Origin of the sequence: Microbacterium sp. SL62, assembly GCF_026672635.1 — a bacterium.
Taxonomy (GTDB): domain Bacteria; phylum Actinomycetota; class Actinomycetes; order Actinomycetales; family Microbacteriaceae; genus Microbacterium; species Microbacterium testaceum_A.
The window spans coordinates 2,613,150-2,635,861 of the sequence record NZ_JAPPRM010000001.1 but is presented as its reverse complement, the minus strand read 5'-3'; the positions used below and the strand labels follow the sequence as shown (position 1 = coordinate 2,635,861).

Here is a 22,712-nt window from a genome sequence, read left to right as displayed (position 1 = left end):
CAGGCGAGGGTGGCAGGATGCCGCTTCCTCGACGCGCTGTCGCCCTCATCGGCGTGATGGTCCTGCTGAGCGGCTGCGCGGTCGACGCTCCGAAAGACGACGTCGCCGCCTACGTCGACGCGGCGATCGCCGAGATGCGCGACGGCATTCACGCCGACACGGACGAGTTCCGGGATGCCGTGGCGCAGGCCGCGCCCGAGCTGAGGGCGAAGCCGACGATCGCCGAGACCTACCGGGGTCTCGACCAGCTCGCCGCCGCCGCGGGCGGACCGCATTCGTGGCTGCAGACGCCGGCCGATGTCGCGTCCATCACCACGCAGAACGCTCCGGGCGCGCCTTTTCCCGTCCCCACCGTGTCGACGCGCGACGGAATCAGCATGCTGACAGTGCCCGGGTTCCAGGGGGAGGACCGCGACGCGATCGAGCAGTATCAGTCCGCGGGCCTCGAGGCGATGCGCGCTGCGGCCCCCTCGACGACGTGCGGCTGGATCATCGACCTGCGGACCAACGGCGGGGGCAGCGCGTGGCCCATGCTCGCGGTGGTCGCTCCTCTCCTCGACGACGGCCATGTCGTCGGGCTGAAACGAGTCGAGACGGTGCACTGGGCGACGGTGGCGAACGGCGGTGTCGTCTCGACGCCCGGGGGAGACGACACCGCGACACCGGGCGGATTCCGCGTCGACGCCCCCGTCGCCCTGCTCACCTCCGGCATGACGAACAGTGCCGCCGAGATCGTGGCGATCGCGTTCGCCGGCCAGACCGACGCTGTCCGCGTCGGGAAACCGACCTCGGGGATGACGACGGGCAACCAAGTGAGAGAGCTCAGCGACGGCGCCCGCATCATCCTCACCACCTCGTACGACGTCGACCGCACCGGTACCGTCTACGACGGCCCCCTCGCGCCCGACATCGAGGTCGCGCCCGGCCCCGACCTCGAGGCGGCGCGGGCGGCGGTCAGATCGCGGTGCGCCTGACCTCCGGCATCCCGTGGTCTCAGACCGTGTCCCCGATCACCGGATCGGCGGGCTTGGCCGGGAGGCGCACCTCGAAGGTCGTGTCGCCGGGAGTGCTCGTGACCGAGATCGTTCCGCGGTGCGCGTCGACGATCGCTCGCGCGATCGACAGGCCCAGGCCGGTACCGCCGGTCTTGCGGTCGCGCGAGCGATCGGCGCGGGCGAACCGCTCGAAGAGCTGCGAGGCGACCGAGGGATCGATGCCGGGACCGTTGTCGTGCACCCGGAGCACGGCTTCGGCGCCCTCGTGGGCCACCGACACGTTGACCTCGCTGCCCGCGGGCGTGTGCGTGCGGGCGTTGGCGAGCAGGTTCGCCACCACCTGGTGAAGGCGGGCGGCGTCTCCGGCGAGCTCGACGGGCGTATCGGGGACGTCGATGGTCCACGAGTGGTCCGGCCCGGCCGGGCGGGCATCGCCCACCGCCTCGACGGCGAGGCGCGTCAGGTCGACCGACCCGTAGACGAGCTCCTGGCCCTCGTCGAGTCGCGCGAGCAGCAGCAGATCCTCCACGAGGGTGGTCATGCGCAGGGACTGCGCCTGGATGCGCTCGAGCGACTGTTCGGTCGTCTCGACGGCCAAAGAGATGCGCTGGCGACTCTCGTCGTCCTGCGCCTGACGCATGGCACGCAGCGACAGCTCCGAGAAGCCGCGAATGGATGCCAGGGGCGTACGCAGTTCGTGGCTGGCGTCGGCGACGAATCGGCGCATCAGCTCTTCGTTGCGCTGGCGGGCGCTGAGGGAGGCGTCGACGCGGTCGAGAAGGGTGTTCAGGGCCGTGCCGACCTGACCGATCTCGGTGTGGTCGTCGACCTGGTCGGCGGGCACGCGCTCGGTGATCGAGACGTCGCCCTGATCCATGCGCAGCGACGCCACGCGGGTGGCCGTCTCGGCGACGGCGCGCAGCGGTCGAAGTCCCAACCGGATGACGATCGCGATGATGACAGCCAGGAGCAGCAGGCCGCCCGTGGTGACCAGGGCGACGGTGGTCAGGATCGCGCCGATGGTGCTGGTGACGCTCGAGAGGGGGAGTCCGACCAAGAAGATGCTGTCGCTGCCGGGCGTCTGGAAGGGGCGGACGAGGTACTCGCCGAGGTTCGGCAGGTCGACGGTCTGGGCGTTCGGGTCGGCGGCGGCGGCCTGCAGACTGTCGGCGATCCGGCCGAGGTCGTCGGTGGTGAGCGCGCGGGCGCCGTTGTCGCCGACCACGGCGCCCGTGATGCCCGTGCCGCGCGAGTTCATGACGAGCAGAGTGCCGGAGTCGAAGAACCCCGACTCCAGGACCTGTTCCGCCGAACTCTGGAAGGCGGCACGCGGTTGGATGGACGCGGCCGCCTCGTCGACCTGGGCGCCGAGGTTGACGTAGAGCACCTGGGTGAGGATGGCGCTGGTCGAGATCCCGATCATCACGAGGATGAAGGCGACCATGCCGATGACGGCGGTCATCAAGCGCGCCTGGAGCGTCCAGGGACGACGGAGCCTCAGCGACAGAGGCTCCTTCTTGGGCCTCGGGGTCGACTCCTGCGGGGAATCGGCGTCGGGGGCGTCGGTCTCCCAGACCTCGGCGGGGGGAACGGGGGGAGCAGGTCGCGGCGGGGTACTCACTGAGGGGCTTTGATCATGTAGCCCACGCCGCGCACGGTGTGGATGAGCGGGTCGTTCCCGGCGTCGATCTTCTTCCGCAGGTACGAGATGTAGAGCTCGACGACGCTGGACCGACCGCCGAAGTCGTAGTTCCACACGCGATCGAGGATCTGCGCCTTCGACACCACGCGGCGCTGGTTGCGCATGAGGAAGCGCAGCAGCTCGAACTCGGTGGCGGTGAGCTCGATCTCCTTGCCGCCGCGGATGACTTCGTGGCTGTCCTCGTTCAGCGAGAGGTCGCCGACGCGCAGGATCGGCTCCGAGTCGCGCGTCAGGGCCGTGCCGGCGCGACGCATGAGGCCCCGCAGACGCGCGACGACCTCTTCGAGGCTGAACGGCTTGGTGACGTAGTCGTCGCCGCCGGCGGTCAGACCCGCGACGCGATCGGCCACGGCATCCTTCGCGGTGAGGAAGAGCACGGGCACGTCGTTGCCCGAGTGGCGCAGGCGCTGGAGGACGGCCATGCCGTCGAGGTCGGGCATCATGATGTCGAGCACCATGGCATCCGGCTCGAAATCACGTGCGGACTGCAGGGCGTCGAAGCCCGATCCGGCGGTCTTGACGTCCCAGCCCTCCATGCGCAGCGCCATCGACAGCAGGTCGGTGAGCATCTGCTCGTCGTCCACGACGAGGACGCGGAGGGCACTTCCGTCGGGGCGGGTGAAGGTGGGGGCGGCGGCGGTCGCGGTCATAGAACTCATTGTGCTCTCGTATCTATGAGCTTTCTATGGCGAGCCTTATGGGAATCCTGGGAACGCGAGATCCGGCGGCTGAGAACGCGCCCCACGAGCACCCCGATCGTCGCCCCGAGAGTGTTGGCCGCCACGTCGCCGACGTCGGCCACACGCGTCGGCAAGAAGAGCAGTTGCGTGATCTCGATCGCGCAACTCACGGTCAGGCCGAGCAGGATGCCGTGCCACCGGCGCCCCCGCCACGCGATCACGAGCAGACCCAGCGGCACGAACATGACGACGTTCGACAGGGATTCGACGACGTCGAAGGTGATCCACGCCGTCGCGGGGGACTGCTGGAGCGCGTCGAGCAGACGACCCAGGATGCCGCCCACCTCGGCGTCGTAGATCGAGGGGCGCAGCGTCATCCACCACACCGCGACCGCGTAGACGCACGAAGCGGCGACGAGCCATGCCCGTCGCCGCTTCGTCACCGTCGATCCCTCGGGATCAGTGGGTGTCTTCGGCTTCGATCTCGGTGCGGTCGCCCGACCAGAGGGTGTGGAAGGTGCCCTCCTTGTCGATGCGACGGTAGGTGTGCGCACCGAAGAAGTCGCGCTGGCCCTGGATGAGGGCGGCGGGCAGACGCTCGGCGCGCAGGCCGTCGTAGTACGCCAGCGACGAGCTGAAGGCGGGGGCCGGGATGCCACTGGCCGCCGACAGCGACACGATGTGGCGCCATGCGTCCTGGGCGCGGCCGAGCGCCTCGACGAAGTACGGAGCGGTCAGCAGCACCGGCAGCTCGGCTTCGGCGTCGTACGCCTCGGCGATGCGGTTGAGGAACTGCGCGCGGATGATGCAGCCGCCGCGCCAGATCTTCGACACGGCGCCCAGGTCGATGCTCCAGTCGTACTGCGCGGCACCGGCGCGGATCTCGTCGAAGCCCTGCGAGTACGCGACGATCTTCGAGGCGTACAGCGCCAGGCGCACCTGCTCGATGAACGCGTCGGCGTCCTCTCCCGACAGCACCTCGGTGCCCGAGGGGCCGGGGAGCTCGCGCGAGACCGAGCGCTGCTCGGGGTGGCTCGACAGCGACCGCGCGAAGGTGGCCTCGGCGATGCCTGACACCGGCACGCCCAGGTCGAGGGCGGTCTGCACCGTCCACGCGCCGGTGCCCTTGGCGCCGGCCTGGTCGAGGATCACGTCGACGAGCGGCTTGCCCGTGTCGGCGTCGGTCTGGCGCAGCACCTCGGCGGTGATCTCGATGAGGTACGACTCGAGCTCGCCGCGGTTCCACTCGGCGAACACGTCGGCGATCTCGGCCGGGCTCTTGCCCGTGGCGCGGCGGATGAGGTCGTAGGCCTCGGCGATGAGCTGCATGTCGGCGTACTCGATGCCGTTGTGCACCATCTTGACGAAGTGGCCGGCGCCGTCGTGGCCCACGTGCGTGACGCAGGGCTCGCCCTCGGCGACCGCGGCGATCGACTTCAGGATCGGGCCGAGCGTGGCCCAGGCCTCGTCGGAGCCGCCGGGCATGATCGAGGGGCCGCGCAGCGCGCCCTCTTCGCCGCCCGAGACGCCCATGCCGACGAAGTTGATGCCGGTGTCGCGCACGGCCTTCTCGCGGCGGATGGTGTCGGTGAACAGGGCGTTGCCGCCGTCGACGATGATGTCGCCGGGCTCGAAGACCTTGACGAGCTCGTCGATGACGAAGTCGGTGGGGCGGCCGGCCTTGACCATGATGATCGCGGTGCGCGGCTTCGACAGCGACGCGGCGAAGTCCTCGTACGAGAACGAGGCGACGAAGTTCGCCTCGGGGTGCTGCTCGAGCACGTGCTCGGTCTTGTCCTTGCTGCGGTTGAAGATCGCGACCGTGTTGCCCTCGCGGCTCGCGAGGTTGCGGGCGAGGTTCGAGCCCATGACCGCGAGGCCCACGACGCCGATGTTGGCGCGGCCGTCGCCCTCGCCCTCGGGGCGGGAGTCGGCCTCGGCGGTGGGACGATCCACCTCTTCGATGCCGGGTGCACCCTCGTGCACCTGTGCGGCCGTGTGCGGGGCCTGATCCTGGTCGCTCGAGGGTCCGGTCGGGGAGGGGGTCGACGTCATTCGTTGCTCCGTGTTCAGGTGCGAGGAAGGGGTGGGCGGGCTCACGCGGGCCGCCTCCGCCACTTTATCGGCTCGGCCCGCGTGTGTTTCAGGACGGGGTAGGGGTGAGCTGAAGGCGGTCGACGACCTGCTGCACCTGCTCCTGCGGAGTGAGGTCGAGGTCGACGCGGATCGCTTGCTCATCGGCATCCGGCATCTCGAGGGTCTCGAACTGCGAGGTGAGCAGCGAGGGCGGCATGTAGTGCCCCTGGCGGCGCAGCAGGCGCTCGAGCACGAGCTTCGGGTCGCCCATCAGCAGCACGAAGGTGACGTCGTCGCGGCGCAGCACGTCGCGGTAGCTGCGTTTGAGGGCCGAGCACGTGATGATGCCGGGGCGACCGGCGGCGATCCGCCCGTCGATCCACCCGGCGACGCGATCGAGCCAGGGCCAGCGGTCGTCGTCATTGAGGGCGTGACCGGATGCCATCTTGGCGACGTTCTCGGCCGGATGCAGGTCGTCGCCCTCTTGGAAGTCCCAGCCGAGACGACCGGCGAGCATGCCGGCGACGGTGGACTTGCCGGTGCCGGCGGGGCCCATGAAGACCAAGACGGGAACGGGAGCGGTCATGGAATCTCTCTTCGTCGAAAGCGATCGGTTCGGTGTCAGATGGTGCGGCGGACTTCGGTGAGCACCGCGGCGACGTACAGGCGCGTGTGCTCCTCGGCGGCGTCGGCGTCAGCGCGTCCGATCGCCTCGGCCGTGGCGACGTGGTTGTCGAGCGCGTCGGGGTGTGGGACCCCCGGGGTGAGCCCGTGCATCGCGCGTCCCTCGATCGCGGCGGCGATCGGGGCGCGGGCCGCGGCGAGCATGAGGTTGCCGCTCGAGATGAGGATGAGGTCGTGGAAGGCGATGTCGGCCGCGAGGTACTCGGGGGAGTTGCCGAGGCCGGCCGCGCCGAGGCGGGCGAGTTCGTCGGCCAGACGCAGGATCTCACCGCGCTGAATGTCGGTGGCGCGCCGGGCGCTCAGCCGAGCGGCGACGGGTTCGACCGCCGCGCGCAGCTCCGTGGTGTTGACGATCAACTGGTCGCGCCGGCGACCGGCCAGCTGCCACCCGATGAGGCGGGTGTCGAGGGCGCTCCAGTGCTCGGGCTCGCGCACGGTGAGTCCGACGCGACGGCGTTGCGAGAGCAGGCCCATCGCTTCGAGCGAGCGGACGGCCTCGCGCACGACGGTGCGCGAGACGGCGTACTCGGCCTCGAGGGCGGCGAGGGTCAGGACGGTGCCCGGCGGCAGGTCGCCGTCGACGATGCGGATGCCGATCGCGTCGACCAGCGAGCCGTGCGTCGCTCGAGCCATTCCCCCTCCTCGGGTCTTAGGTACGACCTTATCTTGTCAAAGATATGATCATTGTGTGAAGATGCCCTGACCGCTCCGGCGGATGCGGGGCGGACACAGCATGCCCGATGACGCGTCCGACGGCTTGAATCAACGGAGATCTCTTGGACGACTGGACTCAGACACTCGGCACGGCGCCCCTGCTCGCCATCGCCGCGGGCGCCATCGCGCTCATCCTCGTGCTCATCATCTGGCTGAAGGTGCACGCCTTCCTCGCCCTCATCATCGTGTCGCTCGTGACGGCGTTCGTCGCGGGCATCCCGGTGTCGGCGATCGTGTCGACGCTCACCGGAGGGTTCGGCGGAACCCTCGGCACCGTGGCCCTGCTGGTCGCCCTGGGCGCGATGCTCGGTCGACTGATCGAACACTCCGGCGGCGCGCAATCGTTGGCCGAGACGTTCGTGCGCGTCTTCGGAGAGAAGCGCGCCCCCTTCGCCCTCGGCATCGTCTCGCTGATCCTCGGGTTCCCGATGTTCTTCGACGCCGGGCTCGTCATGATGCTGCCCATCATCTTCGCCATCGCGCGCCGGGTGTCGGGCAACAACGTCCTGCTGTTCGGCCTGCCGGCCGCCGCCGCGTTCTCGGTGATGCACGTCTTCCTCCCGCCGCACCCGGGCCCGGTGACCGCGAGCGAGCTGTACGGCGCCAACCTCGGCCTGCTGCTGATCGTCGGCCTCATCATCGCCTTCCCGATCTGGTACCTCTCGGGTTACCTCTGGGGCAAGTTCATCGCCCGTCGCATCGTCCTCCCCGTGCCGCTGCTGTTCGGTGACGTCGACGCCGACCAGCCGAAGAACCCGCCCAAGCCCCTCACCGTCATCCTGGTGCTGCTGCTGCCGATGCTGCTGATCTTCCTCAATACCGGCCTCACCACCCTCGGCTCGGCCGGAGTGGTCGACACCGACAACACCGTCATCCAGGTGCTCGTCCTGCTCGGCAACTCCCCGGTCGCCCTGCTCATCACCGTCCTCGTCGCCACGATCGTCTTCGGCTTCCGCCGGGGCGAGAACGGCACCGCGCTCGAGAAGGTCGTCGACTCGGCCCTCGGCCCGGTCTGCTCGGTCATCCTCATCACCGGCGCCGGGGGCATGTTCGGCGCGGTCCTGCGCGCCTCGGGCATCGGCGACGCCCTCGCCGACAGCCTCGGCGACCTGGGACTGCCGGTCATCGTCGCGGCGTACATCATCGCCGTCATCCTGCGTCTGGCGCAGGGCTCGGCCACGGTCGCGCTCGTGACCGCCGCGGGTCTCGCCGCCCCCGCCGTCATGGCCGGCGACTTCTCGCCGCTGCAGGTGGTGGCGATCACTCTCGCGACCGCCGCCGGCTCGGTGTTCGCCGGTCACGTGAACGACTCGGGCTTCTGGCTCGTCGGCCGCCTGATGGGCATGGACGTCAAGACCACCCTGAAGACCTGGACCGTGCAGCAGGCGATCGAGTCGGTGCTCGGTTTCGTCGCGGCCCTGGCCGTCTTCGGCATCGGAGCGCTGCTGTGACGGGCTCGAACGCCGACTTGTTCGACGTCTCCGACCGACTCGCGCTCGTCACCGGTTCCTCGCGTGGCCTCGGCCGCGCGCTGGCCCTCACCCTCGCGCGCGGCGGTGCCCGGCTGATCGTGCACGGTCGAGACGCGGATGCCGTGGAGCAGACCCGCGCCGAGGCCGAAGAGCTGTCGGGTCGGCCCGCCCACGCCGTCGTCTTCGACGTCACGGATGCCGCGGCCGTCGAGGCTGCGATCTCCGGGGTGGTCGAGGCGGTCGGCGTCCCCGACATCCTCGTCAACAACGCCGGCGTCCAGCGCCGCGCGCCGATCCACGAGTTCGCGGTCTCGGACTGGGACGACATCGTGGCGGCGAACCTCTCGGGCGTCTTCTACGTCTCGCGCTTCGTCACCCCCGCCATGGTCGCCCGCGGGTCCGGCAAGGTCGTCAACGTCGCGTCGGTGCAGTCGCGCCTTGCGCGCCAGACCATCGCGCCGTACTCGGCCACCAAGGGCGGCGTCGCGCAGCTGACCGCCGGCATGGCGGCCGACCTCGCCCGCCACGGCATCCAGGTCAACGCCCTCAGCCCGGGCTATTTCGCGACCGAGATGAACCGCGACCTCGTCGACGACCCCGAGTTCACCCGCTGGTTGACCCAGCGCACGCCGGCCGCCCGCTGGGGCGACTTCGACGAACTGCGCGGGGCGCTGCTCTTTCTGGCATCCGACGCCTCGAGCTTCGTGTCGGGGCAGAACATCTTCGTCGACGGCGGAATGACGGCGGTCGTCTGATCGTGGAGGAGCACACCATGAAGTCGCTGCTGATCGAGTCGGCTCGCACCGCCGCCGTGCGCGAGGTCGCCGTGCCTGAACCGGGCGAGGGGCAGGTCCGCCTGCGGGTCGCCTACGTCGGCATCTGCGGATCCGACCTGCACTACTTCTTCGACGGCGCGAACGGCGCGTTCGTCGTGCGCGAGCCGCTCGTGCCCGGGCATGAGCTATCGGGCGCCGTCGATCTCGACCCCTCGGGAACCTTCGCTGCGGGCACGCCCGTCACGGTGCACCCCGCGCGCTTCGGAACTCCGCGCGAGGGCATCGAAGACGCCCCGCACCTGTGGCCCGGCGGCTCGTACCTCGGCAGTGCCTCGACCTGGCCGCACACCCAGGGCGCGGCATCCGAGTACCTGATCGTCGAGAGCGACATGGTGCGCCCGCTGCCGGCCGATCTGCCGGTGCGCCGGGCCGTTCTCGCCGAGCCACTCGCGGTCGCCCTCCACGCCCTCGGCAAGGCGGGCCCGGTGGAGGGTCTCGAGGTTTTGGTCACCGGATCCGGTCCGATCGGTCTGATGGCCGTCGCCGCGGCCACCGCCGCGGGGGCGCGCGTCACCGCGACCGATGTGCTCGCCGGTCCCCTCGAGCGGGCCCGGACCCTCGGCGCCCAGGCGACGATCGACGTCTCGACCGAGGTCGTCGAGGCCGGTGCGTACGCGGTCGTGCTCGAGTGCTCGGGCGTGCCCGTGTCGATCTCGACGGCCCTGAAGGCGGTGCGGGCGGGCGGCACGGTCGTGCAGGTCGGCATGCTCCCTGACGATGCGCGGCCGGTGAACCTCGCGCCCTTCATCTCGAAGGAGGTGCGCTACTTCGGCGCCTTCCGCTTCCGCGACGAGATCGACGCGGCGGTGGAGCTGCTCGCGGCGAATCCGGCGATCGAGAGTGCGATCACGCACGAGTTCGCGGTGCCAGATGCCGGCGAGGCCTTCGCTGTCGCGCGCGACTCCGAGCGCTCGGGCAAGGTGGTCTTCGCCCTCTGATCCGAACGACGAAGCGGAGCGACCCTCGGGCCGCTCCGCTTCGTCGTTCTCGGAGTGGTTCCGGCGTCAGCGGCTGCGCTCGGCGGTGAACCGGCGCGTCACCGCGATGTCGCGGTCGCCCAGGTCGCGCTCGACGATCTCGTCGAACGCGGCGCGCAGCGCGGGCAGCAGGGCGGGCCGGGTCGACGTCGCCTCGGCGATGTCGGCGGCGAAGCGCAGGTCTTTCACCATGTACGAGGCGACGCCGCTGGGGGAGTCGTCGCCGCTGACGAGCTTCTCGCGCCGGCTCTGCAGCAGGTTCGACCCGGCGTAGCCGCCGCCGAGCAGGTCCCAGAGGGCGGCGGGATCGACGTCGGATCGCGCGGCCAGTTCGGTCGCCTCGCCGAGGGCGAGGATCGTCGCCGCCACCACCATCTGGTTGCAGGCCTTCGCGACCTCTCCCGCGCCCAGAGGGCCGAGCCGCACGGGGGTGCCGCACGGAGCGAGCAAGGCGGCCGCCCGGTCGGTGTCGGCCTCGTCGCCGCCGAGCATGATCGACAGCGTCCCGGCCTTCGCGCCGTCTTCGCCGCCCGAGACGGGGCAGTCCACGATCCGGATGCCGCCGGGCAGGCGGTCGGCGAGCTCCCGCACGCCGACGGGTGACGATGTCGAGCCGATCATGAACAGGAAGTCCCGTTCGCCGACGCCGGCGAGCAGTCCGTCAGGGCCGTCGAGGTGCTCTTCGAGCTGCGGGAGGTCGGGGAGCATCACCAGCACGGCATCCGTCGCCTCTGCGAGCTCGCGGGCGGTGGCCGTCCAGTGGGCTCCGGAGTCGGTGAGTCCGGGTCTTTCTCGCCGCGCGTGAACCGTGAGGGATCCGCGGGCGGAGAGCAGGTGGTGGGCCATCGGCTCGCCCATGGCGCCGAGGCCCCACACGCCGAGTCGCACGTCATCGAGCGTCGTCATGAGTCGATCCTATCGGCTGGACAACAGGTTGAACAGGGTTCAATATGGTGAACAGAGTTCGAGAGAGACCGCTGCGGGGCGCACCCGCGGCGGCGGAGGGAATGACGACGATGTCGACACGGTCCAGTCTTCGCGCAGTAGTCGCGGTACCCCTGAAAGAGGAGCACTGCCGGCTCATCGAACGTCTCGAGCCGCGCCTCGAGCTCGTGCGCGATCCCTCGCTCACGCACCCGATGCGCGGACCGGCCGACTGGTCGGGCGACCCGGACCACGAGCGTACTGCCGAACAGCAGCGGGCCTTCGACGAGATGGTCGACTCCGCCGAGGCGCTCTTCGGCATCCCCGACGTCGATCCCGCGGCTCTCGCCCGGACGGTCGCGGCCAACCCGCGCCTGCGCTGGGTCATGACCACCGCGGCCGGAGGCGGGGGACAGGTCAAGGCCGCCGGCCTCGACCGTGAGGCCCTCGACCGTGTCACCTTCACCACCAGTGCCGGCGTGCACGGCGGACCCCTCGCCGAGTTCGCGGTCTTCGGCGTGATGGCCGGGGCCAAAGGGCTGCCTCGCCTCGCGCGCGACCAGGCCGAGAAGCACTGGAGCGAGCGCTGGGAGATGCGCCAGGTCGACGAGATGACGGTGCTCGTGGTCGGTCTCGGCGGCATCGGTGCCGAGTGCGCGCGGCGCTTCCATGCGCTCGGCGCGGAGGTGTGGGGGACCACGCGCAGCGGCGCCCCCGTCGAGGGGGTCGATCGCCTCGTGCCGCTCGACGAGCTGGTGTCGGCCGTCGCCGAGGTGGATGCCATCGTCGTCACTCTCCCCGGCACCGACCAGACGCATCACCTGATCGGCGCCGACGTGCTCGCCGCGGTGAAGCCCGGCGCGATCCTCGCCAGCGTGGGGCGCGGCACGGTGATCGACGAGGACGCCCTGCTCGCGGCCCTCGAGGACGGCCGGGTGTCGTTCGCCGCTCTTGACGTGTTCGAGGTGGAGCCCCTTCCTCAGGACTCGCCGCTCTGGCGGCATCCGTCGGTCCTGGTGAGTGCGCATACCGCCGCGCTCAGCAGTAAAGAGGAGGAGCGCATCGCCCGCCGCTTCGCCGAGAACGCCACGCGCCTCATCGACGGCGAGCCGATGCGGGCCGTTGTCGATACGGTCGAGTTCTACTGAGGTGTCGCGATCCGCGATGCCGGCGAGACGAGGGGGCCGCGGTGAGCGACGACGACGTGAGTGAGATCGCGCGCGATCCGGCGCCGGCCGTGGGGCGCAGCATCCGGCTCCTGGGCCTGCTGGCCGAGGCGGGGCGCACCCTGACCCTCACCGAGCTCGCCGCGGGTCTCGGTCTGGCGAAGTCGTCGACGGCGAACCTCTGCCTCTCGCTCGAGGCGGGGCGCATGATCGAGCGCGTCCCCCTCGGCTACCGTCTCGGCATCCGCACCGCCGAGCTGGGCGGTGCCTTCGCCGCGCAGTTCAATCAGGTGCGCGAGTTCTACGCCGTGTGCGAGACGTCGCCGGTGCTCGCGAGCGAGCTCGTGCAGGTCGCCGTGCTCGACGATGCCGACGCGCTGTACCTCGCCCGCTATGAGGGCTCGCGCTCGATCCGCATGGGCACGCCCCTCGGCTCGCGCCTCCCCGCGGCGCTGTCGGCCACGGGCCGCGCACTGCTCATGACCCGCACCGACGACGACGTGCGGGCTCTTCTCACGCACGGACGCCCGCTGCCCAAGCTCACCGACCACAGCACCCTCGACGTCGACGCCGTGATCGCCAAGATCGCCGCCTCGCGCGAACGCGGGTGGTCGGTCGACGAAGAGGAGTCGTTCCGCGGCATCGTCGGTGTCGCGGTGCCCCTCGAGGGATGGGCGCCCGGCGACCCGCAGCTGGCGCTGGGGGTCGGTCTTCCGGCGGCGGATGCCACGCCCGAACGCATCGCGCGCGTCGGCGCGGCACTGCGCGAGGCCGCCGCGGCGCTGACCAACCCGTTCAGCGCGTCCCGCGCAGGCTGACCCGCAGCGCCGCCCCACTCGACGCGCGCACGCCGTGCGCGCCCTCGTCGCCCCGCCACGCGCGTCGCGCTCCGCCGGTGCCCTGCCGGGCATGCCGCGCGCCTGCCAGGCACGCCGCGCGTCCCCAACGCCTCATCGCGACCGATGAGCGTGCGCGTCGCGCTCGCCGCGCCCCGCGCGCCGTTCGGGGCGGATCCCGTCGTTCCTGGCGGAAATTCCCGTTCCCAACGACGAATCACGCCCGAACCCGCGCTGCCCACACCTCGCCCCTCGAATTCTGTTCAACATATTGAACTCTGTCCACTCCGTTGGTACAGTCGGCCGAGTCGCAAGACCCCAGCCGATCGAAGGAGATGGCCGTGACCACTTCATCCACCACGACGACGCAGCCGACGGATGACCCCGAATACGCAGCGAACCTCCGCCGCGCAACGCTCGCCTCGAGCATCGGCAGCGCGCTCGAGTACTTCGACTTCGCGCTCTACGGCCTCTCGACGGCGTTGATCTTCAACGTCCTGTTCTTCTCGCAGGACAATCCCGCCCTCGCCACGGTCGCAGCCTTCGCCACCTACGGCGTGGGCTTCCTCGCGCGCCCGTTCGGCGGACTGTTCTTCGGCGTCCTCGGCGACAAGCTCGGACGCAAGTGGGTGCTGGTCATCACGATCCTGCTGATGGGCGGCGCCTCCACGGCCATCGGACTCCTGCCGACGTACGAGGCGGTGGGCGTCCTCGCGCCCATCCTGCTCGTGATCATGCGCCTGCTGCAGGGCTTCGGCGCCGGTGCCGAGCAGGCGGGGGCCACGGTCCTGATGGCCGAGTACGCCCCGGTGAAGCGCCGGGGCTTCTTCTCGGCGCTGCCCTTCATCGGCATCCAGGCGGGTACCCTCCTGGCGGCCGTCGTGTTCAGCCTCATCTCGCTGCTGCCCGAAGACCAGCTGCTCAGCTGGGGCTGGCGCGTGCCGTTCCTGGCGTCGTTCGCGCTCATCCTGCTCGCGCTGTTCATCCGCATGCGCCTGCGCGAGACGCCGACCTTCATCGAGCTCGAGAAGCACGAGCAGATCGCCGAGCGACCTATCCGCGACATCTTCACGCGCGGTCTTCCGGGAGTCATCGTCGGCATCGGCCTGCGCATGGCCGAGAACGGCGGTTCCTACATGTTCAACACCCTGGCGCTGACGTTCTTCGTCGCGACGGTCGGCGGCCAGGCCGACCGCAGCCTGCTGACGTGGGGTGTCACGCTCGGCTCGCTCATCGGCATCTTCTCGGTGCCGCTGACGGGGGCCCTGTCCGACCGCATGGGTCGTCGCACCGTCTATCGCATGGGCGCGGTGTTCATGCTGGTCTTCACCTTCCCGGCCTGGTGGCTGATGTCGCTCGGCAGCTACCCGATCACTATCGCGGTCATCGCGATCGGCATCGGTGTCGCCGTCAACTCGATGCTCGGACCCCAGTGCGCGATGCTCCCCGAGCTGTTCGGCAACCGTCACCGCTACCTCGGCGTCGCGATAGCCCGCGAGCTTTCCGCCGTGCTCGCCGGTGGTCTCGCCGGAGTCCTGGGCGCCTACATCATCGCCGTCAGCGGGGCGAACTGGCTGCTGCTGGCGATCTACATGGGCACGCTCGCCCTCATCACCACCGCGTCGACCTTCCTCGTCCCCGAGACGCTGCGTCGCGACCTCACCCGCACCGACGACGCGATCAAGGTGTCGCGCGAAGAAGCGGGCGAGGGCGTGGATGCCACGACCGTGACCGTCCGGACGATCCGGTGACGCACGACAGGCGGGGGAGTGCCGGCAGCGTGGTGGGGGCTCCGGCGCTCCTCGCGGACACCGCGGAGGGGTTCCGCCTCGAGGTACGCGGGGCGGTGCGCTGATGCGGATCGCTCGATTGATGACGGCCGAGGGCCCGCGCACCGTCCGCGTCGAGGGGGCGGGCTTCGTCCCGATCGGCGACCCCTACGCCGCGTTCGCCGCGGGTGTCGACCCCGCCGACGAGGGCGCCGCGATCACAGGGGTCTTGCTGGCCCCGTGCGAGCCGACCGTCGTGGTCGGCATCGCGCAGAACGGCCCGGGCCACGCCTCTCCCGTGCAGGCGTGGCTGAAGAGCCCGCGCACGGTCACGGCATCCGGAGTCCCGGTCCGCCTGCGCCGCGACGCCGGTGCGACCGTGGCCGAGGCCGAGATCGCCGTGGTGATCGGCCGCGACACGACCGGACTGACGATCGAAACGGCGCACGAGTTCGTGTGGGGCATCACCGCGGTGAACGACCTCTCGAGCCCCGACCGCGCGGCCTTCGATCCCCGCAACTTCGAGTCGAAGTCCGGAGAGGGCTACACCCCGCTCGGACCCTGGGTCGACACCGCCCTCTCGATCGACGGCGATCTGCCGATGCGGCTGTCAGCCGACGGTGAGGTGCGCGCCGAGACGTCGTCGCACCGCCTGCCGATGACGCTGCGCGAGTGCCTCGCCTACGTCGCGGGCTGGACCACGCTGGGGCCGGGCGACGTCGTCATGATGGGCGCGCCCTTCTCGCAGGCGCCGGTTCGTCCTGGGGAGACGGTCGAGGTCGTCATCGCGGGCATGCGGCTCACGACGCCGACGTCGTAGAGCGACGGCGCGTCAGTGCTTCTTGTAGTTCGCGTTGCGGCCCATGGTGAAGAGCGCGCCGACGGTGCCGATCAGGCCGAACGCGGCGATGCCGCCGATGACCCAGAGCACGACGTGAGAGAAGAAGCCGCTGTCCATGATGATCCTCCGGGTGGGTTGTGGCCGTTCGATCCTACCGTCGCTCGGCGCGCGCTCCCGCCGCCGTCCGAGGTCGGGTCGTGGTTCTCCCTCTCGCGCTGGTAGACTTCCGGGGAACTTCGGCGAGGGATGCCGCTTCGCGTGCCGCACGGTGCGCAGGCGTCCGTGATCGACGCAGTGATGCAGGCTCCCGGCTTTCCTCACGCGCTCGCGTTCGAGTCGAATCCAGACCACACAGGTGCGGACCATGTCCGCTCACAAGCTGCGGGACACGAGCCCGCGAGGAGAACATCATGTCGGAAGACAACAAGGTCGTCGCGGAACTCCGCGAGAACTTCGGCAAGGGCTTCGCCCGTCGCCTCCGCGCCGCGGGCAAGATCCCGGCCGTCATCTACGGTCACGGCACCGAGCCCCAGCACGTGGCGCTCCCCGGCCACCAGGTCGCCCTGCTCATCCGTCGCGCCAACGCGCTGCTCGACCTCGACATCGCTGGCAAGGACCAGCTCGTCCTCGTCAAGGACGTGCAGAAGGACCCCGTGCGTCAGATCATCGAGCACATCGACCTCATCGTCGTGAAGAAGGGCGAGAAGGTTCAGGTCGACGTTCCCGTCGTCATCACCGGTGAGCCCTTCTCGGGCACCGTCGCCATGCTCGACGCGACCTCCGTGTCGCTCGAGGTCGAGGCCACCCACATCCCCCAGAACATCGAGGTCTCGGTCGAGGGCGCCGAGGACGGCACGCAGATCACCGCTGCCGACCTGACCCTGCCCAAGGGCGCCACCCTCGTCACCGAGCCCGAGACGCTCGTGGTGGGTGTCTCGGTGCCGCTCGACACCCTCGCTGCCGACGAAGAGATCGCCGAGGCCGATGCCGAGGTCGCCGAGGAGCAGTCCGAAGAGGCCGAGTCGGCCGAAGAGGGCGACGACAAGTAATTCCCGAGGGCCGTTCCACGGTCCGAGTACGAGGGGGCGCGTTTTCGCGTCCCCTCGTTCGTTTCTCCGCGCGGATGGCGCGCGGGGTCCCGTCACCTGACGACCGCGTCGTCGCGCACGGTCCGCACGCGGACCCGGAAGGATGGATGCCATGGCAGACACCTGGCTCATCGTGGGTCTCGGTAACCCGGGCCCCCGTTACGAGGCGACTCGACACAACATCGGTCAGATGGTCGTCGACGAGCTCGCCGCCCGCCGCCGCGAGGCCTTCCGCGCCCACAAGGCCAACGCGCGGGTGGTCGAGACGTGGCTGCGCCCGGGAGCGGACAAGCTCGTCCTGGCGAAGCCGAACAGCTTCATGAACGTGTCCGGGGGGCCGGCGGCCGGGCTCGCACGTTTCTACGGCACCGCGCCCGAGCGCGTCGTCGTCGTCCACGACGAGCTCGACATCCCCTACGACACCATCAAGCTCAAGACCGGGGGCGGTCACGGCGGGCACAACGGGGTGCGCGACATCGCGAAAGCCCTCGGTACGCCGGAGTTCCCCCGCGTCCGCGTGGGCATCGGGCGTCCGGTCGGGCGCCAGGATCCCGCTGACTGGGTGCTCGATCCGTTCAGCTCGACCGAGCGTCAGACGCTGCCGATCCTCGTCTCGGATGCCGCGGATGCCGTGGAACTCCTGGTCGACGAGGGATTGGTCGCCGCCCAGCAGCGCTTCCACGCCCCGCGCGCCTGACGCGCGGCACGGCAGCTGGCCGAGCGCCTGCGTGCCGTGACCCCCGCCGTCCGTCCAGCCGGTGAACGGATCACCCGTCGCGTCCCCGGGCGCAGTCCCGCGCGCTCCCGCGCCGTCCGGGGATGAGAGCGCCGGAAACGACGATCGGCCCCGGTCACGAGGAACCGGGGCCGATGGTCGTGCCGAACGTCACGTCACGCGGAGACGCCGATCGCGGCGCCCGCGGCCAGCGCGCTGCCGACCACGATGCCGCCGAGAAGCGACAGGGCGATCGCGCCGATCGCCCATCCGCGACCGCGGTTCTTCACCGCGGCCACGATTCCCTGGATGAACCCCCAGAGTCCGAAGACCGCGTACACGACGAAGGCGACGACGGTCAGGATGCCGAAGACGATGGCCGCCTGCTGGACTTCCGGGGGAAGCGTGTTCGGTTCCATCTGCTGGCCGCCGTCGGCGTACGGGGCGAGGCTCGTGCTCTGCATCCCGGCGATGAAGGCGACGATCGAGCCGCCGACGACCGCGATGAGCGAGACGACGAAGGCGACAAGTCCGAGCTTCTTCGGGCCCTTCGGCTTGCTGGTGGTGGGCGGGACGTAGGCGGGTGCGGCGGGAGCGCCCTGTGCCGACGGGGCGGTGCCGGAGGAGTCGCCGCGCGTGACGGGCTGTTGGTACGGCTCGGGGGGCGGGGGTGTCGTGCTCACGAGATGCTCCTCTGGTCGTCGGTGGGCGTGGACCGCCCGTTCCCGGAGTCTAAGAAGCGTCCCGCGCCGGGGCGTGGGGCTGGACGCCCGTCCGCGCGGCGCGGTATCGGCGCCCGCAGCCGGCCCGGGGCGGGGTCAGACGGGCGCACCGCCTGCGGGCACGGTGGCCAGCCCCGCGACGATCCCGATGGCGGTCAGCACAGCGAAGAAGATCGGGCCCAGCACCGAGAGGACGAGTCCCGCGATCCCGGCACCGCGCCCCGACCGCCGGACGATGGCGACGATTCCCAGCACGAGGGCCGTGATGCCGATCGCCGTCCCCGTCCAGAACGCGACCTCCCCCAGCAGCACCAGCTCGCGCACGGGGGAAAGCACGCGCCAGTCGAAGCCGTTCGACGACATCGTGGTCAGCCCAGGGGCTGCCCCGCGCGCCGAGCGGAACGCCGCGAAGCCGCCGACGGCCGGGGCCAGGACGGCCGCGACCACGGAGAGCGCGAGCGCCCAGGTGCCCAGGGGGCGACCTCGGCGGGTGGGCGGCGGGGGAGTGAGGAGCGTCCCGACGGGCGGTGCCGCATGAGGGGCGGCGAAGACCGGACCGTTCGGGGCGCTCGGCGTCGTCATGCGGCAAGCCTACGAGAGGTGGCACCCGGGCGCGTTGTCCACCCCGGCCCGATGTCGGAGCCCCCGCGTAGACTCTTTCAAGTGACAGTTCCCGGGATCGTTCGCGCCCTCGAGCAGGCTGAGTCGTACCGTGAAGCCGCTTCGGCGGCCTCCTCCGACCTGTCGCTCTCTCTCGTCGACGGCCTCGACGCCCCCGTCGTCGCGGGCCTCGTCGAGCGTCGCCGTGCCGCGGGTGATCCCGGCGCCGTGCTGGTGATCGCGCCCACCGGTCGACGTGCCGAGTCCCTCGGCCCGGCTCTCGAGGCCGTTCTGCCCGGCGCGCAGGTCCTCCACTTCCCGGCCTGGGAGACGCTGCCCCACGAGCGGCTCAGCCCCAGTCCCGAGACGGTCGGTCGCCGTCTCGACGTCCTGCGCCGGATCGCCGCGTGGGACCGCACCGCGCCGCTCGTGGTGACCGCGTCGGTGCGCAGCGCCCTCCAGCCGCTGGCCCCCGGTCTGGGCGACGTCGAACCGGTCGAACTCTCGGTCGGGGGGCGCGGGCTTGAGCTCGAGGTCGTCACGACGCGCCTCGTCGAGCTCGCGTACCACCGCGTCGACATGGTCTCGCGCCGCGGAGAGTTCGCGGTGCGCGGCGGCATCCTCGACGTCTTCCCCCCGGTGGCGGATCACCCGTACCGCGTCGAGTTCTTCGGCGACGAGGTCGACCAGATCCGCGCCTTCTCCGTCGCCGACCAGCGCTCGCTACCCGGGGAGGTGCCCGCGGTGACGCTCGTGCCCAGCCGAGAGCTTCTGCTCACGGCGGAGGTGCGCGCGCGCGCCGCCGAACTCCGCGACGGCTATCCCGGGCTGCGTCAGTTGCTCGAGAAGATGGCCGAGGGGATTCCCGCCGAGGGCATGGAGTCGTTGATCCCCGTGCTGGTGGACGACCTCATCACCCTGGTCGACTATCTCCCCGGCGCGAGCGCGGTGGCGCTCGTTGATCCGGAGCGTTCGCTCGCTCGTGCCACCACGCTCGGCGACACCAACCGCGAGTTCCTCGAGGCGGCGTGGTCGGCGGCGACGGCGGGGGCGGACACCCCGGTCGATCTCGGGTCCGGTGACTTCGTCACCCTCGACGACCTGCACGAGAGAGCCAGCGGTCGAGGCGGCGTCTGGTGGCAGTTGAGCGCTTTCGACTCGGGAGCGGCGGATGCCGAAGACGAGGGGCTCGTCGTCGGCGATGACTCCGCTCATCGCATCAAGGCCGATCCGGTGCCGTCGTTCCAGGGGAACGTCGAGGGTGCGACTGCTCACGTCGGCGAGCTTCTGCGCGACGGGTGGTCGGTCGTCGTCACAGCATCCGGTCCCGGAATGGTGGATCGTGCCCGAGACGTCCTCTCCGAGCGCGGGATCGCCGCCCGCCGCGTCGACGATGTGAAGTCGGCCCCCGAGGCCGGAGTCGCCCATGTCGTCTGCGCTCCTCTCGAGCGGGGCTTCCAGCTGACCGAGGCGAAGTTCGCCGTCATCACCGAGACGGAGTTCTACGGGCGCTCGGTCAGCGGCGACAACCGCGGCGTCAAGAAGCTCGCCTCGCGTCGACGCAACGTGGTCGACCCGCTGCAGCTCAAGCCCGGCGACGTCGTCGTGCATGCGACCCACGGTATCGGTAAGTTCCTCGAGCTCACGCAGCGCGAGGTGTCCAGCGGCGGTCGCAACGCGGTGAAGACCACGAAGGAGTACCTCGTCCTCGAGTACGCGCCGGCCAAGCGCGGTTACCCGGGCGACAAGCTGTTCGTCCCCACGGATCAGCTCGACCTGCTGTCGAAGTACGTGGGCGGCGAAGCGCCGACCCTGTCGAAGATGGGCGGAAGCGACTGGGCGGCGGCGAAGGGGCGAGCCCGCAAGGCCGTCCGCGACATCGCGGTCGAGTTGGTGAAGCTGTACTCGGCACGCATGGCGTCGAAGGGGTACGCGTTCGGTCCCGACACCCCCTGGCAGCGCGAGCTCGAAGAGGCCTTTCCCTTCGCCGAGACCCTCGATCAGCTGCAGACGATCGACGAGATCAAAGCCGACATGGAGAAGCCGATCCCGATGGATCGACTGCTTTCGGGCGACGTCGGATTCGGCAAGACCGAGGTCGCGGTGCGGGCGGCGTTCAAGGCCATCCAGGACGGCAAGCAGGTCGCGATGCTGGTTCCCACCACGCTGCTGGTCAAGCAGCACCTCGAGACCTTCGCCGAGCGTTTCGCGGGCTTTCCCGTCACGGTCCGGCCGCTGTCGCGCTTCCAGACCGACAAAGAGGTGAAGGCCACCCTGGCCGGCCTCACCGACGGCACGGTCGACATGGTCATCGGAACCCATCGCATCCTGACCGAGAAGGTCATCTTCAAAGACCTCGGGCTGATGATCATCGACGAGGAGCAGCGGTTCGGCGTCGAGCACAAAGACCAGCTGAAAAAGCTCAAGACCAACGTCGACATCCTGGCGATGAGCGCCACCCCGATCCCGCGCACCCTCGAGATGGCGGTCACGGGGATCCGCGAGATGTCGACCCTCGCGACCCCGCCGGAGGATCGGCATCCGATCCTGTCGTACGTGGGCCCCCGCAACGACAAGCAGATCGCCGCCGCGATCCGCCGGGAGTTGCTCCGCGAGGGCCAGATCTTCTACGTGCACAACAGGGTCTCGTCGATCCAGCGCGTCGCCGCGCACCTCGCTGAACTGGTGCCCGAGGCCCGGATCGTCGTGGCCCACGGGCAGATGGGGGAGCACGCCCTCGAGCAGGTCGTCGATGACTTCTGGGAGCGTCGTGCCGATGTGCTGGTCTCGACCACGATCATCGAGACCGGGCTCGACATCTCGAACGCCAACACGATCATCATCGACCGCGCCGATAAGTACGGGCTGTCGCAGCTGCACCAGCTCCGCGGACGCGTGGGGCGTGGGCGCGACCGTGCGTACGCGTATTTCCTCTACGACGAGATGAAGCCGTTGTCCGAGACCGCGGCCGACCGGCTCGAGACGATCGCCGTGAACAACGACCTCGGCTCGGGCATGCAGGTGGCGCTGAAAGACCTCGAACTGCGTGGCGCCGGAAACCTCCTCGGTGCCGAGCAGGCCGGACACATCGCGGGTGTCGGTTTCGACCTGTACCTGCGCATGATCGGCGAAGCCGTTTCCACGTTCCGTGGCGAAGACGTCGACGGTCCCACCGAACTCCGCCTCGAGCTCCCCGTCGATGCTCGATTGCCGGAGTTCTACATCGACAGCGAGCGTCTGCGTCTCGAGGCTTACCAGAAGCTGTCGGCCGCGGCTTCCGCGACGGCGAAGAGCGATGCGATCGACCTCGTGGTCGAGGAGCTTCGGGATCGATACGGAGAGCCGCCGGCCGAAGTCGAGGGACTCATCGCCGTGGCGCGCCTGCGCCGCCGGGCCGCTCAGGCCGGTCTGGCCGATGTGGTCGCGATGGGCTCCAACCTGCGCATCGCCCCCGCGAACCTTCCGGACTCGATGCGGGTGCGTCTGCAGCGGCTGTACCCGAAGGCGAAGCTCGTCGCCGGCGGGGACGCCATGGTGGTCCCGCTCCCTCAGGATGCGGACGATGCGAACCTCATCGCGTGGGTGCGCCAGCTCCTCGACGCGCTGTGGCCGTTGCCCGTCTCAGAGAACGCCGAGACCGCGAGCGCGTGATGACGGCTCCCTCCCGGAGCGCAGACGATCAGGCCCGACCGACACCCGTCGGTCGGGCCTGCGTCGTCGATCCGCGTGATTCCGGGCTTCAGGGTCGACGACACGCCCGGGGTGAAGGGACGATTCGACCGATGCGGGGTCCCGACGTAATGTTTTACCTGTTCGCCCCACAGGGGAGAGCGGAGAGGCCGAAAGGCCCCGCATCGTCTCAAGTGGCGGACCACCCAAAACCTCCTCCGAATGGTGTAAGGTTTTGGTTCGGTC

21 protein-coding genes are annotated in these 22,712 nt (G+C 70.2%); 11 read left to right on the top strand and 10 right to left on the bottom strand.

The features are described 5' to 3' along the window. Positions 1 to 17 precede the first annotated feature (17 nt). A complete protein-coding gene (locus OVA26_RS12605; RefSeq protein WP_268104287.1) occupies positions 18 to 974 on the top strand; it encodes a S41 family peptidase in 957 nt (318 codons plus the stop codon). A gap of 19 nt (positions 975 to 993) precedes the next feature. Here OVA26_RS12605 and OVA26_RS12600 read toward each other — a convergent pair whose 3' ends face one another. From OVA26_RS12600 to OVA26_RS12575, 6 genes are all read right to left on the bottom strand, one after another. Beyond that, entirely contained in the window at positions 994 to 2,457 is a 1,464-nt protein-coding gene (locus OVA26_RS12600; RefSeq protein ID WP_268104286.1) for a sensor histidine kinase, read from the bottom strand. 155 nt (positions 2,458 to 2,612) lie between these two features. Next, entirely contained in the window at positions 2,613 to 3,347 is a 735-nt protein-coding gene (locus OVA26_RS12595; protein ID WP_056228637.1) for a response regulator transcription factor, read from the bottom strand. A gap of 5 nt (positions 3,348 to 3,352) precedes the next feature. Then, entirely contained in the window at positions 3,353 to 3,820 is a 468-nt protein-coding gene (locus OVA26_RS12590; RefSeq protein ID WP_268104285.1) for a VanZ family protein, read from the bottom strand. A 16-nt stretch (positions 3,821 to 3,836) separates the two neighbouring features. Further along, positions 3,837 to 5,432 carry an NADP-dependent phosphogluconate dehydrogenase gene (gndA, locus tag OVA26_RS12585; RefSeq protein ID WP_144786132.1) on the bottom strand — a complete coding sequence of 532 codons (1,596 nt, stop codon included), beginning with the start codon at positions 5,430 to 5,432 and terminating at the stop codon, positions 3,837 to 3,839. An 88-nt stretch (positions 5,433 to 5,520) separates the two neighbouring features. Next, positions 5,521 to 6,039, bottom strand: a complete 519-nt coding sequence (locus tag OVA26_RS12580; RefSeq protein ID WP_056228625.1) for a gluconokinase — start codon at positions 6,037 to 6,039, stop codon at positions 5,521 to 5,523. A 35-nt stretch (positions 6,040 to 6,074) separates the two neighbouring features. After that, the gene (locus OVA26_RS12575; protein WP_074696792.1) at positions 6,075 to 6,770 is read right to left on the bottom strand and encodes a FadR/GntR family transcriptional regulator; all 696 of its coding nucleotides are present in this window, start codon (positions 6,768 to 6,770) and stop codon (positions 6,075 to 6,077) included. 143 nt (positions 6,771 to 6,913) lie between these two features. On the opposite strand from OVA26_RS12575, the gene OVA26_RS12570 reads away from it, so the two are divergent. From OVA26_RS12570 to OVA26_RS12560, 3 genes are read left to right on the top strand one after another with little or no spacing between them, the layout of a single operon-like run. Further along, a complete protein-coding gene (locus OVA26_RS12570; protein WP_268104283.1) occupies positions 6,914 to 8,302 on the top strand; it encodes a GntP family permease in 1,389 nt (462 codons plus the stop codon). Next, positions 8,299 to 9,078 carry an SDR family oxidoreductase gene (locus OVA26_RS12565; protein WP_056228614.1) on the top strand — a complete coding sequence of 260 codons (780 nt, stop codon included), beginning with the start codon at positions 8,299 to 8,301 and terminating at the stop codon, positions 9,076 to 9,078. Before OVA26_RS12570 ends, OVA26_RS12565 begins: the two co-directional genes overlap by 4 nt. A gap of 17 nt (positions 9,079 to 9,095) precedes the next feature. Beyond that, positions 9,096 to 10,097, top strand: coding sequence for a zinc-binding dehydrogenase (locus OVA26_RS12560; protein ID WP_074696857.1), 1,002 nt, complete (start codon positions 9,096 to 9,098; stop codon positions 10,095 to 10,097). 66 nt (positions 10,098 to 10,163) lie between these two features. On the opposite strand, the gene OVA26_RS12555 is transcribed toward OVA26_RS12560, so the two are convergent. Next, positions 10,164 to 11,042: an NAD(P)-dependent oxidoreductase gene (locus OVA26_RS12555; RefSeq protein ID WP_074696796.1), complete on the bottom strand. Its 879-nt coding sequence runs from the start codon at positions 11,040 to 11,042 to the stop codon at positions 10,164 to 10,166. A gap of 110 nt (positions 11,043 to 11,152) precedes the next feature. Between OVA26_RS12555 and OVA26_RS12550 the strand changes: the two genes are divergently transcribed. From OVA26_RS12550 to OVA26_RS12535, 4 genes are all read left to right on the top strand, one after another. Next, entirely contained in the window at positions 11,153 to 12,208 is a 1,056-nt protein-coding gene (locus OVA26_RS12550) for a D-2-hydroxyacid dehydrogenase (protein ID WP_369365698.1), read from the top strand. Positions 12,209 to 12,249: 41 nt separating this feature from the next. After that, the gene (locus OVA26_RS12545) at positions 12,250 to 13,044 is read left to right on the top strand and encodes an IclR family transcriptional regulator (RefSeq protein WP_056228602.1); all 795 of its coding nucleotides are present in this window, start codon (positions 12,250 to 12,252) and stop codon (positions 13,042 to 13,044) included. 353 nt (positions 13,045 to 13,397) lie between these two features. Further along, the gene (locus tag OVA26_RS12540) at positions 13,398 to 14,813 is read left to right on the top strand and encodes an MFS transporter (RefSeq protein WP_442786060.1); all 1,416 of its coding nucleotides are present in this window, start codon (positions 13,398 to 13,400) and stop codon (positions 14,811 to 14,813) included. 121 nt (positions 14,814 to 14,934) lie between these two features. Beyond that, positions 14,935 to 15,651, top strand: a complete 717-nt coding sequence (locus OVA26_RS12535) for a fumarylacetoacetate hydrolase family protein (RefSeq protein ID WP_268104280.1) — start codon at positions 14,935 to 14,937, stop codon at positions 15,649 to 15,651. Positions 15,652 to 15,663: 12 nt separating this feature from the next. Here the strand turns inward: OVA26_RS12535 and OVA26_RS12530 are convergent, their stop codons facing one another. Continuing rightward, positions 15,664 to 15,789 (bottom strand): hypothetical protein, encoded by a 126-nt coding sequence (locus tag OVA26_RS12530; RefSeq protein ID WP_256335604.1) that lies wholly within the window; start codon positions 15,787 to 15,789, stop codon positions 15,664 to 15,666. 293 nt (positions 15,790 to 16,082) lie between these two features. Between OVA26_RS12530 and OVA26_RS12525 the strand changes: the two genes are divergently transcribed. Continuing rightward, a complete protein-coding gene (locus tag OVA26_RS12525; RefSeq protein WP_056228590.1) occupies positions 16,083 to 16,721 on the top strand; it encodes a 50S ribosomal protein L25/general stress protein Ctc in 639 nt (212 codons plus the stop codon). Positions 16,722 to 16,872: 151 nt separating this feature from the next. Then, positions 16,873 to 17,457, top strand: a complete 585-nt coding sequence (gene pth, locus OVA26_RS12520) for an aminoacyl-tRNA hydrolase (RefSeq protein WP_268104279.1) — start codon at positions 16,873 to 16,875, stop codon at positions 17,455 to 17,457. Positions 17,458 to 17,651: 194 nt separating this feature from the next. Here the strand turns inward: pth and OVA26_RS12515 are convergent, their stop codons facing one another. Together OVA26_RS12515 and OVA26_RS12510 are read right to left on the bottom strand one after the other, a co-directional pair. Then, on the bottom strand, positions 17,652 to 18,158 hold the full coding sequence (locus tag OVA26_RS12515; RefSeq protein WP_268104278.1) for a hypothetical protein: 507 nt from the start codon (positions 18,156 to 18,158) through the stop codon (positions 17,652 to 17,654). Positions 18,159 to 18,293: 135 nt separating this feature from the next. Then, positions 18,294 to 18,779 (bottom strand): hypothetical protein, encoded by a 486-nt coding sequence (locus OVA26_RS12510; RefSeq protein ID WP_268104277.1) that lies wholly within the window; start codon positions 18,777 to 18,779, stop codon positions 18,294 to 18,296. 51 nt (positions 18,780 to 18,830) lie between these two features. Between OVA26_RS12510 and mfd the strand changes: the two genes are divergently transcribed. Next, complete coding sequence (mfd, locus tag OVA26_RS12505) at positions 18,831 to 22,448, top strand: transcription-repair coupling factor (RefSeq protein WP_442786059.1); 3,618 nt, start codon at positions 18,831 to 18,833, stop codon at positions 22,446 to 22,448. Positions 22,449 to 22,712: the final 264 nt, after the last annotated feature.

Excerpts from the sequence above, each read along its gene's own strand:
- OVA26_RS12560 (WP_074696857.1), top strand. The coding sequence starts at position 9,096 with ATGAAGTCGCTGCTGATCGAGTCGGCTCGCACCGCCGCCGTGCGCGAG.
- OVA26_RS12530 (WP_256335604.1), bottom strand. The coding sequence starts at position 15,789 with ATGGACAGCGGCTTCTTCTCTCACGTCGTGCTCTGGGTCATCGGCGGC.
- OVA26_RS12575 (WP_074696792.1), bottom strand. The coding sequence starts at position 6,770 with ATGGCTCGAGCGACGCACGGCTCGCTGGTCGACGCGATCGGCATCCGC.
- OVA26_RS12555 (WP_074696796.1), bottom strand. The coding sequence starts at position 11,042 with ATGACGACGCTCGATGACGTGCGACTCGGCGTGTGGGGCCTCGGCGCC.
- OVA26_RS12525 (WP_056228590.1), top strand. The coding sequence starts at position 16,083 with ATGTCGGAAGACAACAAGGTCGTCGCGGAACTCCGCGAGAACTTCGGC.
- OVA26_RS12605 (WP_268104287.1), top strand. The coding sequence starts at position 18 with ATGCCGCTTCCTCGACGCGCTGTCGCCCTCATCGGCGTGATGGTCCTG.
- pth (WP_268104279.1), top strand. The coding sequence starts at position 16,873 with ATGGCAGACACCTGGCTCATCGTGGGTCTCGGTAACCCGGGCCCCCGT.
- mfd (WP_442786059.1), top strand. The coding sequence starts at position 18,831 with ATGTCGGAGCCCCCGCGTAGACTCTTTCAAGTGACAGTTCCCGGGATC.
- OVA26_RS12580 (WP_056228625.1), bottom strand. The coding sequence starts at position 6,039 with ATGACCGCTCCCGTTCCCGTCTTGGTCTTCATGGGCCCCGCCGGCACC.
- OVA26_RS12510 (WP_268104277.1), bottom strand. The coding sequence starts at position 18,779 with ATGACGACGCCGAGCGCCCCGAACGGTCCGGTCTTCGCCGCCCCTCAT.
- OVA26_RS12535 (WP_268104280.1), top strand. The coding sequence starts at position 14,935 with ATGACGGCCGAGGGCCCGCGCACCGTCCGCGTCGAGGGGGCGGGCTTC.
- OVA26_RS12600 (WP_268104286.1), bottom strand. The coding sequence starts at position 2,457 with ATGACCGCCGTCATCGGCATGGTCGCCTTCATCCTCGTGATGATCGGG.
- OVA26_RS12595 (WP_056228637.1), bottom strand. The coding sequence starts at position 3,347 with ATGACCGCGACCGCCGCCGCCCCCACCTTCACCCGCCCCGACGGAAGT.
- gndA (WP_144786132.1), bottom strand. The coding sequence starts at position 5,432 with ATGACGTCGACCCCCTCCCCGACCGGACCCTCGAGCGACCAGGATCAG.
- OVA26_RS12540 (WP_442786060.1), top strand. The coding sequence starts at position 13,398 with ATGGCCGTGACCACTTCATCCACCACGACGACGCAGCCGACGGATGAC.
- OVA26_RS12550 (WP_369365698.1), top strand. The coding sequence starts at position 11,153 with ATGTCGACACGGTCCAGTCTTCGCGCAGTAGTCGCGGTACCCCTGAAA.